The organism is Paenibacillus sp. J22FR83, assembly GCF_059691955.1.
In genome coordinates, this window is record NZ_JCAUAM010000001.1 from 712,673 (window position 1) to 729,179 (window position 16,507).

14 protein-coding genes and 1 pseudogene are annotated in these 16,507 nt (G+C 46.0%); all 15 read right to left on the minus strand.

The features are described 5' to 3' along the window. Positions 1–429: 429 nt before the first annotated feature. The 15 genes and pseudogenes from AC58PV_RS02365 to AC58PV_RS02435 all read right to left on the minus strand — a co-directional run bounded on the left by AC58PV_RS02365 (position 430) and on the right by AC58PV_RS02435 (position 16,498). Positions 430–2,139, minus strand: coding sequence for an adenine deaminase C-terminal domain-containing protein (locus AC58PV_RS02365; protein ID WP_497430687.1), 1,710 nt, complete (start codon positions 2,137–2,139; stop codon positions 430–432). 21 nt (positions 2,140–2,160) lie between these two features. Next, positions 2,161–3,222, minus strand: a complete 1,062-nt coding sequence (locus tag AC58PV_RS02370) for an ABC transporter ATP-binding protein (protein WP_497430688.1) — start codon at positions 3,220–3,222, stop codon at positions 2,161–2,163. Positions 3,223–3,237: 15 nt separating this feature from the next. Then, positions 3,238–4,026 carry an ABC transporter permease gene (locus AC58PV_RS02375; RefSeq protein ID WP_056619038.1) on the minus strand — a complete coding sequence of 263 codons (789 nt, stop codon included), beginning with the start codon at positions 4,024–4,026 and terminating at the stop codon, positions 3,238–3,240. A gap of 4 nt (positions 4,027–4,030) precedes the next feature. Next, positions 4,031–4,852, minus strand: coding sequence for an ABC transporter permease (locus tag AC58PV_RS02380; RefSeq protein WP_310226216.1), 822 nt, complete (start codon positions 4,850–4,852; stop codon positions 4,031–4,033). A 27-nt stretch (positions 4,853–4,879) separates the two neighbouring features. Continuing rightward, positions 4,880–5,809 carry a nucleoside hydrolase gene (locus AC58PV_RS02385; protein WP_497430689.1) on the minus strand — a complete coding sequence of 310 codons (930 nt, stop codon included), beginning with the start codon at positions 5,807–5,809 and terminating at the stop codon, positions 4,880–4,882. A gap of 68 nt (positions 5,810–5,877) precedes the next feature. Beyond that, on the minus strand, positions 5,878–6,984 hold the full coding sequence (locus AC58PV_RS02390) for an ABC transporter substrate-binding protein (RefSeq protein ID WP_497430690.1): 1,107 nt from the start codon (positions 6,982–6,984) through the stop codon (positions 5,878–5,880). 249 nt (positions 6,985–7,233) lie between these two features. Next, positions 7,234–7,581, minus strand: coding sequence for a hypothetical protein (locus AC58PV_RS02395; RefSeq protein ID WP_056619026.1), 348 nt, complete (start codon positions 7,579–7,581; stop codon positions 7,234–7,236). Between the two features lie 374 nt (positions 7,582–7,955). Beyond that, positions 7,956–8,063: pseudogene (locus tag AC58PV_RS02400) on the minus strand (RNA polymerase subunit sigma-70); the annotation flags it as partial. Positions 8,064–8,313: 250 nt separating this feature from the next. After that, on the minus strand, positions 8,314–9,483 hold the full coding sequence (locus tag AC58PV_RS02405) for a M24 family metallopeptidase (RefSeq protein ID WP_497430691.1): 1,170 nt from the start codon (positions 9,481–9,483) through the stop codon (positions 8,314–8,316). A gap of 134 nt (positions 9,484–9,617) precedes the next feature. After that, positions 9,618–10,979, minus strand: a complete 1,362-nt coding sequence (locus AC58PV_RS02410) for an allantoinase (protein ID WP_497430692.1) — start codon at positions 10,977–10,979, stop codon at positions 9,618–9,620. 95 nt (positions 10,980–11,074) lie between these two features. Continuing rightward, positions 11,075–12,085 carry a Gfo/Idh/MocA family protein gene (locus AC58PV_RS02415; RefSeq protein ID WP_497430693.1) on the minus strand — a complete coding sequence of 337 codons (1,011 nt, stop codon included), beginning with the start codon at positions 12,083–12,085 and terminating at the stop codon, positions 11,075–11,077. 26 nt (positions 12,086–12,111) lie between these two features. After that, on the minus strand, positions 12,112–12,942 hold the full coding sequence (locus AC58PV_RS02420; protein WP_497430694.1) for a PIG-L deacetylase family protein: 831 nt from the start codon (positions 12,940–12,942) through the stop codon (positions 12,112–12,114). Positions 12,943–12,967: 25 nt separating this feature from the next. Then, complete coding sequence (locus AC58PV_RS02425) at positions 12,968–13,810, minus strand: PIG-L deacetylase family protein (RefSeq protein ID WP_497430695.1); 843 nt, start codon at positions 13,808–13,810, stop codon at positions 12,968–12,970. 59 nt (positions 13,811–13,869) lie between these two features. After that, complete coding sequence (locus AC58PV_RS02430; RefSeq protein ID WP_497430696.1) at positions 13,870–14,904, minus strand: sugar phosphate isomerase/epimerase family protein; 1,035 nt, start codon at positions 14,902–14,904, stop codon at positions 13,870–13,872. Between the two features lie 10 nt (positions 14,905–14,914). Then, positions 14,915–16,498: an extracellular solute-binding protein gene (locus tag AC58PV_RS02435; RefSeq protein WP_497430697.1), complete on the minus strand. Its 1,584-nt coding sequence runs from the start codon at positions 16,496–16,498 to the stop codon at positions 14,915–14,917. Positions 16,499–16,507: the final 9 nt, after the last annotated feature.

Here is a 16,507-nt window from a genome sequence, read left to right on the forward strand (position 1 = left end):
TGTTGTTAGCCTGTTGTGATTCGGCTTGAACCCACCATACCAACCGTAGTTTTATATAGAAAGTCTCACTTTTTGAGGTTCCCCGCTTCTCATGCTTTGAGGGCTACACAATTTTTGCGCTCCTATTCTTTTCATGATAAAAGCCCGGGCGCTGGGCGCACGGGCTGGGAAAAACGGCTTTGCGGGCATCGATTTCTCATGGATTACTGTGTTGTCGAATTTCTTGCAACTTATAGGAGTCTCTAACTTTTTGGGGATATCTGAGTAGGGAAATGAAGATAAGAAAAATCCGTTGCAATCATCGACTAGAAGACATTACCACACGATATAAATTCAATACTAATTAAATAACCCCGTAGAAATTAAAAAAGTGAATGTTCACAAAAGTAAACATCCACTAACGATTTTTATTTTCCTTGATCATTTGCGCTATTGAATAATAAGTGGGACTACCTTGCCCTGATTCACATCGATTAAACCGAAGTCCGTAATTTTCAAAGCCGGACTTACCGGTAGCGAGTGCGTACTGATGGACATGATGGGATTATAATGCTTGTAGCCCAGCGATTCCATAGCTTTGCGGAGCTGTTCAACTTCCATGGCTACCTGCTCCAGCGGCTCTTCCGTTAAGATGCCGCCCACTGGCAGCCTCAGGTTCGCGATCACTTTGCCGTCTTCCACCACGCTGAAGCCGCCTTGATTGTTAATCACTTCGTTGGCAGCGAGCATCATGTCAGTGGGATTAAGCCCGACAACCAGCAAGTTATGATTGTCGTGGGAGTACGTCGTCGCGATGGCTCCCCGCTTGATCGTATCGCCGCCAATCAACCCGTAGGCGCGATTGCCATTCTTCCCGTAGCGTTCGAACGTAGCAATGAGCGCGCTGCCGCTTTCCTGCCATAGCAGCTTCCCTTGCTGAACTTCAACCTGAGCGTGCTGTTCTTCTGTGAATGTAGAACCATCCTTCACCATCATCTTGCGGCACATATAAACAGCGTCAGCTTCTTCTATACTGACTTCAAAATCCGCTTCCTTTAAAGGCGCCATCTGTACGCTTTGATAATAATGCGCTGGGAAAGCCGGAGGCTTGATGATTGGCGTATAAGCCTCTTCCACATCGTAAACTTTACGCCCCGCCTTGAAAACCTGCTCAATCGTTAGCTGTTCTAGATTGGAAAGCAGCAGGAAATCGCCTATCTTGCCAGGGGCGATTACCCCGCGGTCATACATCCGCATCCGCTTGGCTGGAGAGAGTGTGCTGGCATAAATGGCCTGCTCGGGCTTCATACCCATGCCGATTGCTTTGCGCACAATATGATTCAAGTGCCCGCGGCGCTGGAAGGAGTCAGCCATCACATCATCGGTAACAAAGCAGTAATGCTCGGATACATCATGCTGGATTAAATAAGCCATAACCTCATCCGTCATTGATTTCTCTTGAATTTCGATGAACATGCCCGCAGCGATCCGGGCTTCCATGCCCTCAATCGACTGATGCGTATGATCCGAATCGACCCCGCTGTAAATCATCCTGTGCAGGTCCAAATCCAACAGCTTAGGCACATGCCCTTCAATAATGAGATGCGGATAGTTGGCACGGACATGGTTGATGATTTGATTTGTTTTGCAATCGGGGTCTGTAATAACATCAACGAAATTCATGATTTCACCCAGACAGATGATCCGTTCCGTACGTAACAGCTCGTCCAAATCGGCGATATGAATCTCTCCTCCTGTCGTTTCCATCGATGTCGCTGGAACCGAGCTCGGGATCGCATAGAACATGTCCGCGACAGTATCCTGACTTGCTTTCATAAACTGCTTGACTCCATCCAGTCCGAAGACGTTGGCAATCTCGTGAGGTTCGGGCACAATGGTTGTGACCCCATTACGAATGAGTCCGTAGGAGAACGTCTCCGGTGTCACCATCGTGCTTTCAATATGCAAATGGATATCGATAAGACCTGGAATCATGTAACGGCCGTTTCCGTCCAAACGTTCCGCGGCTTCGAAACTTTCCGATCCTCTTTGGCCAATATATAAAAATTTACCGTCCAGTATGGCTGCATTGCCATGGATAAATGTTTTAAAATAACTGTTATAAATATGAACATTTTCAATCAGTACATCAATGCGCATCTGTCTTCACCTCCAAGTCCACTACTCAACGATTACTAATTTCTCACCTGGAAAATGAAGCCGAACCTCTTGCCCATTTGCGTAAGGAAGCTCCATCTCTTTATTCACGGTGAAGGAACCTATTTCCGTTTCAATCACATACTGATAGCTTCGCCCGAGGAACGTGCTAACCTTGACGCGGCCGCTCACGCGATTGGCCCCTGCCTCCAGCTCATCCAGGGTTCCCATCACGACATCGTCCGGACGAATAGCTCCTTGCTTGCCTTGCTGTTCGCCTTTACTCGCATGCTTGGTTACAGCGAACACATAATCGTTCACCTTGAGGGCAATCTCTTCACTGCTATCAAATCGTGACTCGAAGGTGATAAAATTCGTAAACCCGATAAACCGCGCCACGAACTCCGTCTTCGGATATTTGAATATCGTCGCCGGGGCACCTAGCTGCTCGATAATCCCTTTATTCATGATCGCTACTTTATCGGAGATTGAGAAGCACTCTTCCTGATCATGCGATACATATACCGTCGTAATGCCCAGCTCCTGCTGGATACGGCGGATCTCCACCCGCATGTTAACGCGCAGATTCGCATCCAAGTTGCTCAGCGGCTCGTCGAAGAGCAGCAGTTCCGGCTCTATGACGAGTGCCCGCGCAATCGCGACGCGCTGTCTTTGACCGCCCGACAGCTCTTTAGGGTAACGCTTCTCGAAGCCGGATAAGCTGACGACATCGAGAATGTGACGCACGCGGCGATCCAGCTCTGCCCCACTCACTTTGCGCAAGCGCAGGCCGAAAGCCACATTATCGTAAATCGACAAATGCGGGAATAACGCATAGCTCTGGAAAACGAAGCCAAAATTGCGTTTATTCACAGGAACACGCGTATAATCTTTTCCATTCAAAGAGAAAGTGCCTGATTTCGCCTCGATGAATCCTGCGATAAGGCGCAAGGTCGTCGTTTTCCCGCATCCGCTAGGACCAAGCAGCGAGATCAAGCTTCCTTTTTCAACACTTAGGTTAAAATCCTGCAGAATATAGTGCTGGTCATAGGCAACCGAAATTTTTTCCAGTGATAGCAATGCCATGAATACAAGCCTCCGTTATCGTTTGGTGAAATAGGATAAACCCATCAACCGTTCAATGATGAACATAAGTACAGCTGTGAACAGCATCAGCAGTACAGAAATAGCAGCAATTGTCGGATCAAAATGATTCTCCACATAAGTCAGCATCTGGATAGGCAGTGTACTGACCCCAGGCCCCGTCATAAAGACTGAAATGTCCACATTATTAAAAGATTCCAAGAATGCAATCAAAATTGCCGCAATAATCCCGGATTTGATATTTGGCAGTACGACTTTAAAGAACGTCTTCAAGTGGCTGCTCCCTAAGCTTAACGCGGCTTCTTCAATCGCAAAATCGAAATTCGATAAGCTTGAAGCAATTACTCGAATGATAAAAGGCAGCATGATGACTGTATGTCCAACCAGCAGCGCCGCATATATCGGTAGATGGTATACCACGATCAGGTACTTGAGCATCGTAAAACCAAGCACAATACCAGGAATTAGCACAGGGGAAATGAAGATCGCATTGAGCGCTTCCTTCCCTTTGAACGTAAATCGGCTTAATGCGTAAGCGGCAGGAATTCCCAGCAGCAGCGCAAATAAATTACCCAGCAGCGATACGATGATGGAAGTGCTGAACGTCGACATGAACATCTTGACGTCCAGGATGTTACGGTACCATTTTAATGAGAAGCCTGTCGGCGGGAATTTCAAGATACTCCCTGGCTCAAAAGATGCAAATGCAATGATGACGAGCGGCCCGAGCAAAAATAGATAGACAAGAAGCGTAAATACGGCCAGCCCTCGGTTCTTCTCCCGCATATTTCTACCCCTTCGGATTTAATTTAACAGCCAGTTTGTTCATCAGCGCGATGACCACAAAAGTAATCACAATCATAATTACCGCAATAACGGAGGCGAGATACCAATCATTCAGCGTAATCGCGTTTTGATATAGGAATGTGGAGATAACCCGCTGCTTGCCTCCGAGCAAAGCCGGTGTCGTATAGGCCGTCAGACTGCCCACGAAGACTAGAATACTTCCTATGATTAATCCGGGTACGCTAAGCGGCACGATGACTTTGACGAAAGCTTTGAAGCGACCCGCTCCCAAGCTTTCCGCCGCTTTCAGCAGATCCGGATCTATATTCTCAAGAACACCGACCAAGGTAATAATAATGAGCGGCAGGAATAAATGGACCAGACCGATCATCATCGCAGCAGGCGTGTACAAGATATCGAGCGGCTCCTTGATCAAGCCAATAGCGATCAGCGCGTTATTCAGCAGCCCCTTTTTGCCCAAAATAATCATCCAACTGAACGACCTGACAACAGAACTGGTGAGCAGCGGAAAAATCGCTAAGGCAAGCAGAATCGCCTTCTGCCTTGGGCTTTGCTTGGAGATGAAATAGGCAACAGGAAAGCCCACTACGATGCATATCAGGGTTGTGACCACACTAACGCGCAGGGTCGTCCATAAAATTTTCAGAAAGTAGGGGTCCTTGAAGAAACTCCAGTAACCGGCTAATGTGAAGCTGCCTTTATTGAAAAAGGTTGAACCTATCGTAAGAAGGATCGGAACCACCATGAAAACCGTCAGGAACAGTAATCCCGGCAGCAATAGTAAATATAAATACGTTTTTTTCATGTAGCTTTACTCCTGTTCCTGGGTTCGCTAGGCGCGCAATGCGCGGATAAATTGGTCTAAAAATGCTTCGGCGGACACTTCCATACACACATGGACATTAGCAGGCTTAGCCAATCGGCTTTGGAAATCACAGACCGTTTGCCCGTCGCACAGCTCACTACGGGTTTCTACATCTACGTAATAATGGCGAGTGGTCACCAGTTCTTTATTCAGCGCCACCCCGACTGCGAGCGGGTCGTGCAGGGCGCAAGCCCGTACACCGTTGCGCTCTTGATAACGTTGCATGTAATCTGCTGTACTTTCCTTGACATAGCGGCCAATCGGCGTATCTCCGAGCGAGCGGATATGTTCTTCTGTCAGCAGCGCCTTCCGGGTCACATCCAAGCCTACGAGCGTTATGGCCGGGAATCCCGCATGCAGCACGATCTTCGCTGCTTCCGGATCGACGTACATGTTATACTCCGCTGTCGGCGTCACATTCCCGAAACCTTGGACAACGCCGCCCATTACAACTACTTCGCTGACCTGATGAACCAAGTCCGGATATTTCATAACAGCCATGGCCAGATTCGTCAGCGGCGCGGTCATAATAAGCGTGACTTCACCTATGTGCTGCTTCACTTGCTCAATGATGAAATCGACTGCATGTCCCTCAGCCGCGCACATGTGAACCTGCATATCGCTTAAAGCTCCGCCAAGTCCGTCCTTGCCGTGAACGCGATGTTCAAAATAAGTCGTGCGCAGCAGAGGCTTATTCGCCCCTTTAATGACTGGTATCTGCTGCTCCATTCCCAGCAGCTGCAAGACTTTGCAGGTATTCAGGGTCGCTTGGTCAAGTGACACGTTGCCGTTCACCGTAGTGATACCAAGCACGTCCATTTCCCCGCTGCCAACAGCCAGCAAAATGCCCAGCGCGTCGTCTACGCCTGTATCCACATCAAGGATGACCTTCTTCATGATAAACCCCCTTCCATTTCATACAGACAAGGGTATATTCACAATCATATACCCTTGTTCAATTTCAACTATTGCGTGACTTCTTTATTCCAGCGGTCAATCCAACCTTTAAGGTTTTGATTCACGAATTTCATGTCCAATTTGCGAAGCTTGCTTACGACTTCTGTTCCATAAGTAATACCTTGCGCTTCATCAGCCGAGAGCTGAAGTGTCGTATTCACTGGTGAATCGATTTTGGACTTTGCTGATTTTTCTTGGACTTCTTTGCTCAAATGCCAGTTGATAAAATCTTCAGCCAACTGCTTATTTTTACTTCCTTTGATCACGTTAACCGTATTCATGACAGCGTATGCCCCTTCAGTCGGGGAAACAAACTTCGTTTCCGGTACAGCCGTTTTCAGATCCTTCACATACATTTCCATGATTGGCCCAGCGGCAATTTCCCCTTGCGCGAACATGTTCACGAATTCGGAAGTTTGGCCGTAGTATTTGACGACGCCTTTATTTAGTTCTTTCACCTTGGCGAATGCTTGATCCGCATTGAACGTTGTGTTGCCTGCAACGACCGATGCCGCATCAAGGATCATTGGACCTGTTGTCGACGTGATGCTTGGCAATGTCAGTTTCTTCGCAAGCTCAGGACTCCATAAGTCGCTCCACGACTTGATTTCTTTACTTGTCGCCTTCGGATTATAGGCGATTCCCAACCGACCAATCGTATAGGCAGGACCATAGTCTTCACCAAGCGGAGCCTTAGCCAAATCGTAGATGTCTTTCAGATTCGGAATACGGGTGCGATCGATCTTTTCAAAGAGTCCAGCTTCAATACCTTGCTGTGCATAGTAATCGGATAAATAGATAAGATCCACTTTGGAACTGCTGCCTTGCTTCACTTTGTTCAGACGCTCCGAGTTGTTGCCAATCTCCAGTACGATCTTGACGTTGTGCTCTTTCTCAAATGGCGCATATACTTCTTTCTTGAAGAAGTCATCCGAGAAGCCCCATGTCGAAATGACTAATTCGGTAGGCGCTCCTTTGGCTGTTGCCGACGGTGCCGTTGAAGCTGGATTTGTGTTTGCAGTCCCCTGATCTTTGGACGGAGCTGCGCCGCATCCTGTAAGAGCTAGTCCCACCACGGACAGCGAAATAAGGCTATGAAGCATTCTTTTTTTCATCGTGAATAACCTCCCAAGTTTGTATATCTATATTTTGAAGCGTCAAACCCTTGTCAATTTTTACTAGTATGCTACCCTCGACTTCATAATATCTATGCGCAAAAGCAATAATAAACAAAAAAGTGCCCTTGATAGAAGAAATCTTCTAATCAAGAGCACTTTTCATCGTAAACAATGTAAAGAGACATCTACGGATATACATGCGGTTTCCACTTAAGATAGATCAAAAGTGAAACACCGTGGTCTAAGCTATTCGGTTTGTTTAAGAATGATGTTCGTAATTGCCCATTGCGTTGGCGGATCATAATCTCTTAATACCGCATCCATCGATAATCCCATCTCTTGTTCCAACTTCTCACGGATTCTTTTCTTATATATCGAAGACATATAGAAATCCACTTCGTGTTTCAAAGTCGGCGCCTCGCCTTCAAGCGCGGTAGAACGGGGGGAACGACGATGCTTTGCATGAAAAGTAATGATGTTCTGATCCAACGATACCTTCAGTAAAGTGGTTCCAAAGCCGAACAATTCTTTAGAAATTTCGTTATATAGGTGACACAGCTTCTTCTTGTACTCATTAGAATCTGATTGGGACATTGAAATCACCTTCAAGAACGATTATTGACTTTTATGCTTTCAAATCTATCTTAATAATACATAGGATTACTGAATTAATCAAGCAAATCGTTCGCCTTTTTATCTATATTGACTAATTATAAAGCGTACATCACTTAGAAATATGCCGATTTCCCGAAATATCTCTCATGCTTTGTAAGAATTAACGATTTGTTTTTGTGATTTTCTTCATGAATCGGCAATCTTGCGATCCACAATGTTGTTTTCCGCCAGACAGCTCCGAAGGAAAGTGATTCCTTCGGTCGAGCAAATCCACCGCTTCTAGCGCCTGGAGTACAAGCAGCTCTCGCTGTTTCCTTATATAATCCGCGATAGATCAATGGCAATTCCACATTCCGCTCTTCGCCGCCTAATTCAAGTCCAAACCTTTCGACCACAACTTCCTTCTCCCTATCATCCAATATCTCTAAATTCTTATATATCTTCGACTTCTCAATCTTCAGCATCTACTTGGATTGCGCTTACAATTAAAGTAAAGGTCTTCCCCCTCTAAATTAAAGGTCTTAATATGACTTCTTTTTTTAGAATTATAACAGCAATAAAGAGCCAAGGCACCAGCCCTAGCTCTTCTTAGTACAACTCTACAATCCCAAAAAATTACAAAATAATATCAAAACTCATCCAGTCCTATGATCTTTCTGCCGTCGATCCCAATACGCATCGCTCTGCACTACCTTTCACTATGTCCTTTCCTTAGGAGAGCCGGTATATCCCCCGTGGGAACTTCGAAATCCATTTCGCCCCGTTGCTCCCTACTACCGCCACATCACCCGAACATACGTGACCAAGTTCAGGCATAGTGAAATTAGGGTGCACTTCATAGATTTGATTTTCGATCACAACCGGCGATTCCGAGTCTAGTGATTTATCCCGATTGGCGTTAAGAAACGGCGCAATCCCAGGATCAACGTAGCTATTGCTCATCGCATGACAAGCTTGGAAGCGGAAAGGGTCAGTCCTGCGCGTGTATGGGCAGTGGTCGTCAATCATGGACTCCAGGACATCGCTTATGTGATGGATCGGAGTGCCAGGCACCATTTTTGCAAGCGCAGCGTCCTGCATGGCAATAATAGCGTCAATTGTCTCTGTGAGCTGGTTCGATGGCTCTTTAAATGTACCGATGCGGAGCACTTGAGAAAAATACCCATCAAGGCACACGGTAGCCCCGATCTGTAGACGCGAATCAGGAGTGAATGATTGCGTAAGTTCGAACAACTCGAAATACGTCTCGGCGGGACGTTCTCCGATAGCTAGCCAGCACCCGGCCGAATCTGCGCCTAAACGGCGTCCAAGGTACTCCACCTCTGCCATAATATCCGCCCCGGTGATTCCTTTGACCGAAGCGATATTCATCGCATGAGCCACGAGCTTGTCTGCCATTTCAGTCGCTTTCAGATGTTTCTCGACCTCAAACGGCGTACGCTCCAAGCGCTGCTTGTTAACAATCCGAGTGCCATCCACGAGCTCATAAGGAGTAAAGAGAGGAAGAAACTCGGCGGCTTGATTCGAAGTAAAATCGAATTCTCCCGTCAGCGCAATCGCTGTCCCTAGAGGAGCCGTAGTCATAAGGACTTCCTGCAGCGACTCCGTAAGACTGGCTGCTCTGATGATCTGCCCCTCTCCGCCGAAGCGCATCTGAAAAGCACGTGCTCTGTTTTTGTCGTTCGAGATCAATACAGGTGTTCCGGCAACCGGCACGACAAGAAACGCGATAGAATACTGCGGCATCCAACCCGTCAAGTACCTTACTGTACCAGCGCTTTCTCCCGCTCCGTTCGCAAACGCAACCAAGGCGCTTATGCCGTCTTTTGCAAGCTTGGATTGAAGGATCGAAATTCTTCTACCCACTTCGCTATTCGTCATCGTTAACACTCCTCACCTCATGACTGTATTTTTAGTCTTTAATTCTGTTGTGCAGGGATTGGGTGCACGCCCTCAAAGTAGCTCAGTGATTTGCAGAGCATAACTTACATTTCACTTCATAAGATAATCCCCTTTTAGCGCAACCAGATGCCTTGTTTGCTTTCATTCATCCCTTTGATTTCATCGTAAACAATAATTCCTCTGTTGAGAGTCGATGTGATTTTACAAGAAAAATATTTACCTAGATAGGGACTATGCTTATGCTTCTGCAATAATTGATTTGAGTCCAGAGTATATCCTTTATTCAAATTTACTATAACCAGATCCGCATCTGCCCCAACTCGAATTTCCCCTTTGCGGGGATGAAGCCCAAACCGCTGTGCAGGAGCTAATGACAACATCCGGCTTAGTTCCGTTAAAGGAATGCCACGTTTCACATGACCTTCATCCAGCATAGATTCTAAAGAGCTCTGAGCTCCGGCAATACCTCCCCATGCTTCAAAGATATTGTCTGATATTTTCATAGAAGTAGGACATGGCGAATGATCCGATGCAATTATATCGATTAAACCTTGCTTTAACGCCCCCCACATTCGTTCTCGCTCCAAGCTGCTGCGTAACGGTGGTGCACATTTAGCAATAGTACCTTGAGTTTCGAGATCTTCATCCGTAAATATTAAATAATGCGGACAAGTCTCTAGCGTGATATCTAATCCCTGACGTTTCGCTTTCGTAATCATTTGAACGGATGCTTCACAGCTGATATGAACAAAATGCAAGGGACAGCCCGTCTGCTCCGCATAAAATATAGCGCGACTTACCGCCTCCAGCTCCGCAATAATCGGTCGCGATGCTGTATAATCTGTCGGAGTGAAACGCCCATTGATTTGAGCTGTTTTTGCTAAACTCGAAACGATCGACTCGCTCTCTGCATGGAGAGCCAATACTTTATTCAGCTTCGCTATCCGCTTCATGCCTTCATAAAGCGTAAGATCGTCCACCTCACGAAAAGCATTCTCGCTTGAATCGCCAGGCGATGACATAAAAGCCTTGAATCCGATGACTCCGGCTGCAACTAATTCTTCCAGATCATCCAGATGATTAGGAACCAATCCACCCCATAGTGCATAATCAATATAAGATTGGCTATGTCCAGCTGCAAGTTTGCGATTCATCGCATCTAGAGTAACCGTTGGCGGTATACTGTTAAGCGGCATATCAAAATAGGTTGTGCATCCACCTGACGCTAACGCCGCTGAACCTGTTATAAAACCTTCCCAATCTACTAATCCAGGCTCATTAAGATGCACATGTACATCAATCATACCTGCCATAACAACATTGCCCTCGACATCTAATTCATGCTTTGTTTCTTCTTCTAATCTGCTGCCAATCCTTACAATAACCCCATTTCGAATGCCAATATCCAGTCTACGGATATCGTCTTTCATAACCACACTGCCGTTTTTGATTACTAAATCATATGGCTCTCCCATACCCTATCCCCAATCCATCCTCATGGTATGAACTTATAGACCTCAATTCCAGATCATTAAATCAGTCTTTTTTTGTTTTAAGCCTGTACTATAGTTTATTCACGGTTCAGCTCGTTCAGTGAAACTCTTCTACCGCTCTGCGCCGACCAATACAGCGCTTCAAGGATTTCAGACAGTTCCACTGCTTCGTTTATGCCGTTAGGAAGCGCACTTCCGCCTTGAATTGCTTTTATCCATAACGACAGCGAGGACTCGGATGCCTCCGGAAGCGGCAGGGCATCATGGTGATTAGCGGTAAAAACGCGAACGGTGGTAATAGATGATTGCATAAGCTTTCGATGCTCACCCGTTGCACCTCCGCCTAAATAGCTTCCTCGGGATCCATAAAGCTCAATGGAGAAAGGGGATTGTTCCGCTACGTGGCTGGTATCGCAGATTGCGATGGCTCCGTTGTCAAATTCGAAAATGGCGACTGCATTATCTTCAGGTACTCTGCCTTTATAATGGGAAGTCATGGCCATTACAGCAGCCGGCTTTCCCAATATCCAGAGCATGAGATAGAGAGTGTGAGCGCCCAAGTCCGTAAATACACCCAAAGATGATTCATAGAACTGGGAAGGCAGCGCTCCTTCGCCTGCAAGGTTATGGGCATTGCGGATTCTAATGCTTGTTATATCTCCTATAACTCCGGATTCAGCGATTCGCTTGGCTCCAAGATTCACTGGCCAATGCTTCAACGACATGTCAATAACGAAGTGGATACCAGAAGTCAGGATAATGGAAGATAGCATATTTGCTTCTTTTAATGTCAACGCCAGCACCTGATCCACCAAAATATGTTTACCGGCTCGCGCGACTTGATCAATCAGAGAAGCAGCTTGCTCCGGCGAGCTATCGATAATGACGCCATCAAGACTAGAATCTGACAAAAGCTCTGGCAAATTCTGCTCGAACACAGTTCCAAACTCTTCGGCAAAAGCTTTCCCGCGTACGGGATCGTCATCCCAAAGCGCAACTATACGCACCTCTGGAAAATCTGCCAATTCACGCGCAAAGCTTCTGGCATGATAAGGATTCCAACAACTAAGGAATGCTATATTCGGCACAAGATTACCTCCGTATCCAGTTTCACTTATTCTGACTCACCAAATGGCAGCAGCTCTCTCAATTTCTCCAAGGTTGGTTGACTGCCATATCGAGCGATTTCAAAGGGCTCGGCATAACGGATATTTTCCGCTTTTTCATCCCCATACCATTTCTTCAACCCCGGCATCATCCTTGGAGAAACATGAAACGTAGACCAGCCATCCAACAAGTATTGCCGCTTATCCTCCCACTTTACAGGCACTTTGTCCAGAATCCCTTTGGACCATGGAATCGATTCATAAAACATCGTCGCATGTGCATCACAAGCTAACAATTTCTTCTCGATGGTAGTTCCTACATTAATGGCAATGTCCGGGATGTAATCGTTAATCATAGTTAAATCGGGCATCAATAGAACTAAAGGCCTGTTTTTTAAACAGGGCACTTCCGGTAAATAACCCGCTACACCTGCATATGGCAGAGCATCGCTTACCAGTTTGCCTGTGTATCGATTATCAGGGCTGATTCCCCCCTCCGGATGAAAGGTGATAACAATATCCGGCTGCCAATGACGAAGCTGCCTAATTACTACATTTCTGAAAGTTATATTTGGCTCCAATGTTCCGTCAGGCGTGTCCAACACTTCATACTCTTCGATACCCAAACACAAAGCCGCTTCTTTTGCTTCCTTTTTTCTCCTTTCAGCTACCTGTTGACCTCGCTCCAGATAATGTCCGCATTCGCCATTCGTTAACGAAAGGAATTTAACCTTGTCTCCCCGCTCTGCAAATAAGGCAGCAGTACCTCCGGCATACATATCAGCTTCATCCGGATGAGCTCCGATCACAAGTACTCGAATAGACTGTTTCTGTTCCATTCAAACCCTCCTTCAGAATGTTCATTTAGGCTTGAGCCAGCATAGGAAATAACCTGTAAATTTCTGCTTCATCTGGCTTGCGGCTGTAGCTAGCGATTTCAAAAGGCTCGGCATAACGGATTTGTGAGGCTCGGTCCGGCCCATACCATTTTTTCAAGCTTGGCAGCATTTCTTCTGATACATCGAAGAAGGGTGCCCAGCCTTGTAATAAAAATTGTCGCTTCCCTTCCCAATCGGTTGGAACTTTATCGAGCGTACCTATACACCATGGTGTAAATTCATAAAATTGTGAGGCATGCGCATCACAAGCCAAAAGTTTTTTATCCAAAGTCGCTGTAATGTCTATAACAATATCTGCCGAATAGTGTGCTTTCATGGAATAGTCGGGCATAAGAAGAAATAATGGCGATTTACTCAGAGTTGGCATTTCTGGAACTGCATTGGGCAGCTGGGCAACAAATGGTGCGGCATCACTTACTACCTTACCGGCATAACGATTGTCCGAATGGCTTCCTCCTTCTGGATGAAAAGCAATAACCACATCAGCCTGCCACGCCCTAATTTGCCTAATGACTTCTTTTCTTGTCTGAAGATCAGGTAGCAATTCTCCATCATGTGTATCCAGAAGCACTTCATATTCCTCGATTCCCAACCGTTTGGCTGCTTCCCTGGCTTCCATTGTACGTCTCTTGACCAGTTCCGAAGCTTCTTGCTCATAATGACCGCAACATCCATCGGTTAGTGATAAAAACTTAACCTTATGACCCTGGGCTGCGAATAAAGCTGCCGTACCCCCTGCATAAATATCCGGCTCATCCGGATGTGCCCCAATAACGATAACTCGAATGGGTTGTTGTTCTTGCATCATAGTTGTCACTCCTCCTTTGTGATTAAATGGTTTAATTGAATTGGATTGCATCCAATTCATCATGCGTAAAGCGCAGCACTCAGCATCGCTTTTAGATGAGTTCGAGCATAATCCAGGCGTTCGTCTCTTTGCTGTTCATATAAAGGCAGCTCATATTCTGCAGGAGCCATAATTTCTCCTGTGACGATACGTTCCTCGCACTGGCGAGCCAACTTGATAAGCGTTGTAACATCCGCCATGTTTAAATCGGGATGGCTGTTGCGCCATTCTTCCAGAAACAGGTCACAATGCATCAACCCTTTATGGTCTTCTATCTGGATATGCAAATCAGGTTCAAAAGGCGCTATTTCCTTGAAGATCGCAGCAAAATCTACGATTCCTTGGCCAGCTGGTTTTACCTGACGAATCAATCCATTCTTAGAAAAGTACAGAATGCAATCTTTGGCATGCATTTGATGAATGTAGGGTGCGGCCCGCTTGGCAACTTGCAATGGATCTTCACCGCGCGCCACTACATTAGCTGTATCCAGAGCTACACCCAGCACATCCTCGCCAACCTCTTCAATAAGTCTGAGTATTTCAAAAGAGGTGATTTCTTCATGCGTTTCCAGATTAATGCGCGTACCCGAATCTCTTAACGCAGGGGCCAAACGCTTCAAGAATGATGCCGTCGCTCTCAGCTGTTCTTCCCAAGTGACATCAGTCCGAAAACGGTCATATACATGGTAGCCTGAATATCCACCTTTCCACCCGGCCGTCACCCCGATCAGCTCTTTAACCCCCATACTGGCCGAAGCGGCAATCATTTTTTCCATAGCCAAACGATAATCTCCTCCACCAAGCAGCCACACTTCTTGTGTTTCATTCGTATTAAACGGATTTACGCGGCCAATGCCCAAATCGATATATAGCCCCAAATCCTTGGCGCATTCGCTTGCAGCTTTCAGCGCTCCAGCATCCAGGTTCTCGGAGATGTTTAAGGGAGACTTATAATAAACGCCTTCATATCCTTCGAATTTAGCTTTTTCCAATGCCTTTTCAACAGACAGGGGCTGTTGCAGAAAGCCATGATGCATATCAATGCCAAGTTTCAATGGGAGCACCTCATTTCGTTAGAGAATCATTATAAATCTTGAGTAGCTTGTCTACTCCCTTGGTATTCATCTCTTTCACATAGTTGTCCCATTCTTTATCAATGGATGCTTTTCCGTATACAAATTGCTCTTGCATTTTGGCGAAGTAATCGTTAACTCCTGTAAGCGCGAAATTCTCTTCTTCCTTCTTATCCGCGTTGAGCTTGGGAACCTTGACAATTGCAGGGAACCAGCCTTTCTTAACTGCTTCCTCCGTTAATGTGCCTACTTCCTTATTATTCAGCACTTTAATAAACCAATCGTACGGGAACAGCAACGTGTAGTTATTGTTGGAAGCTCCAATTTCCCATAAAGACTTTTGAATGCTAGGCGCTTTTTTTACAGTGTCAGTGAAATCTTTCTTCCCATCCTTCGTCATAAATGTCTGTCCATCAAACCCCCAGGTGGCCATACCGTTTCCTTCATCACTGTATAAAAAATCCACAAACTTCAATAGTTGTTCAAAATAGGGCTTCTTCGCCGCACTGGCCGGAATCACGGTACCATGGTAGATGCGGTTGGAGTAAGCTGCTTTTGTACCGCCTGGTCCGGCAATCGGCGCTAAAGGCGCCAGCTCGAAATCCGGGCTAACATTCTTTTTACCATCTGCATTAATTTGTCCCAGTTCACTAATCCAATAATAAGTAAATACACTTTTGCCGCTTGCCAGCTTCTGCTTCCATTGATCCAGGCTGGAAGTGAAAATTTCCGGATCAGCAAGTCCTTCGCTTACCAAGCGGTGCAAATAAGTTACATACTTCTTGTAGTTATCGCTCGTATAGGCATATTCATATTTTTTGCTACCGGCGTTGTAGATAAATCCGTTATAGCTCGGATCAATTCCCCATGAGGCTCCGGCAATTGAGAGCAGGGAGTCGGCCACCGTGTTAACAAACGGAAATCCTGTCGTGTCTTTTTCCTTCATTATTTTCAGAACGTTATACAACTCTTCCATATTGGTAGGTGTTTGCAGCCCATATTTCTTGAGTAAATCTGTTCTTATCATAGGAGCTCTGTTATAAAGTGCTGCCTCGTTCATGAAAGGGAGAACATATAACTTCCCGTCCGAGGACTTCCAGTTATCAAGCTCGTCAGCTATTTTGTATTGCTCAATTTTTTGCTTCAAGTGCGGCAATTTATCCAAGTAATCGCTAATGGGCAGTAAAACACCGCTTTCTGCAAATTCCATTAAAGTCGACTGCTCCACGCTCGTGACCATATCGGGTATTGTTCCTGAGCTAAGTACAATTTTCACTTTATTCTGAAAATCGGAGTCTGGAACTGCCTGAACATCAAGGCTAACATTGGTTTTATCCTGCAGTTCCTTCAAAACCTTCCAATCCTTATTGAAGGGATAGGACGGGTTATCATCATATAGCATGCTTAATTTCACAGTCTTGCCGTTTGTATCCGCTTGTTGTGTGGCGACAGGAGAATCCGAACTTGTAGCAGAATCCGTTTTAGTGCAAGCTGCTAATGAAACCGCTGCGACCATTAGAGCGGTGGCAATTAACGTAGACTTTCTGGTTTTTTTAATGGCAAATGGTTTATACATACTCATTCC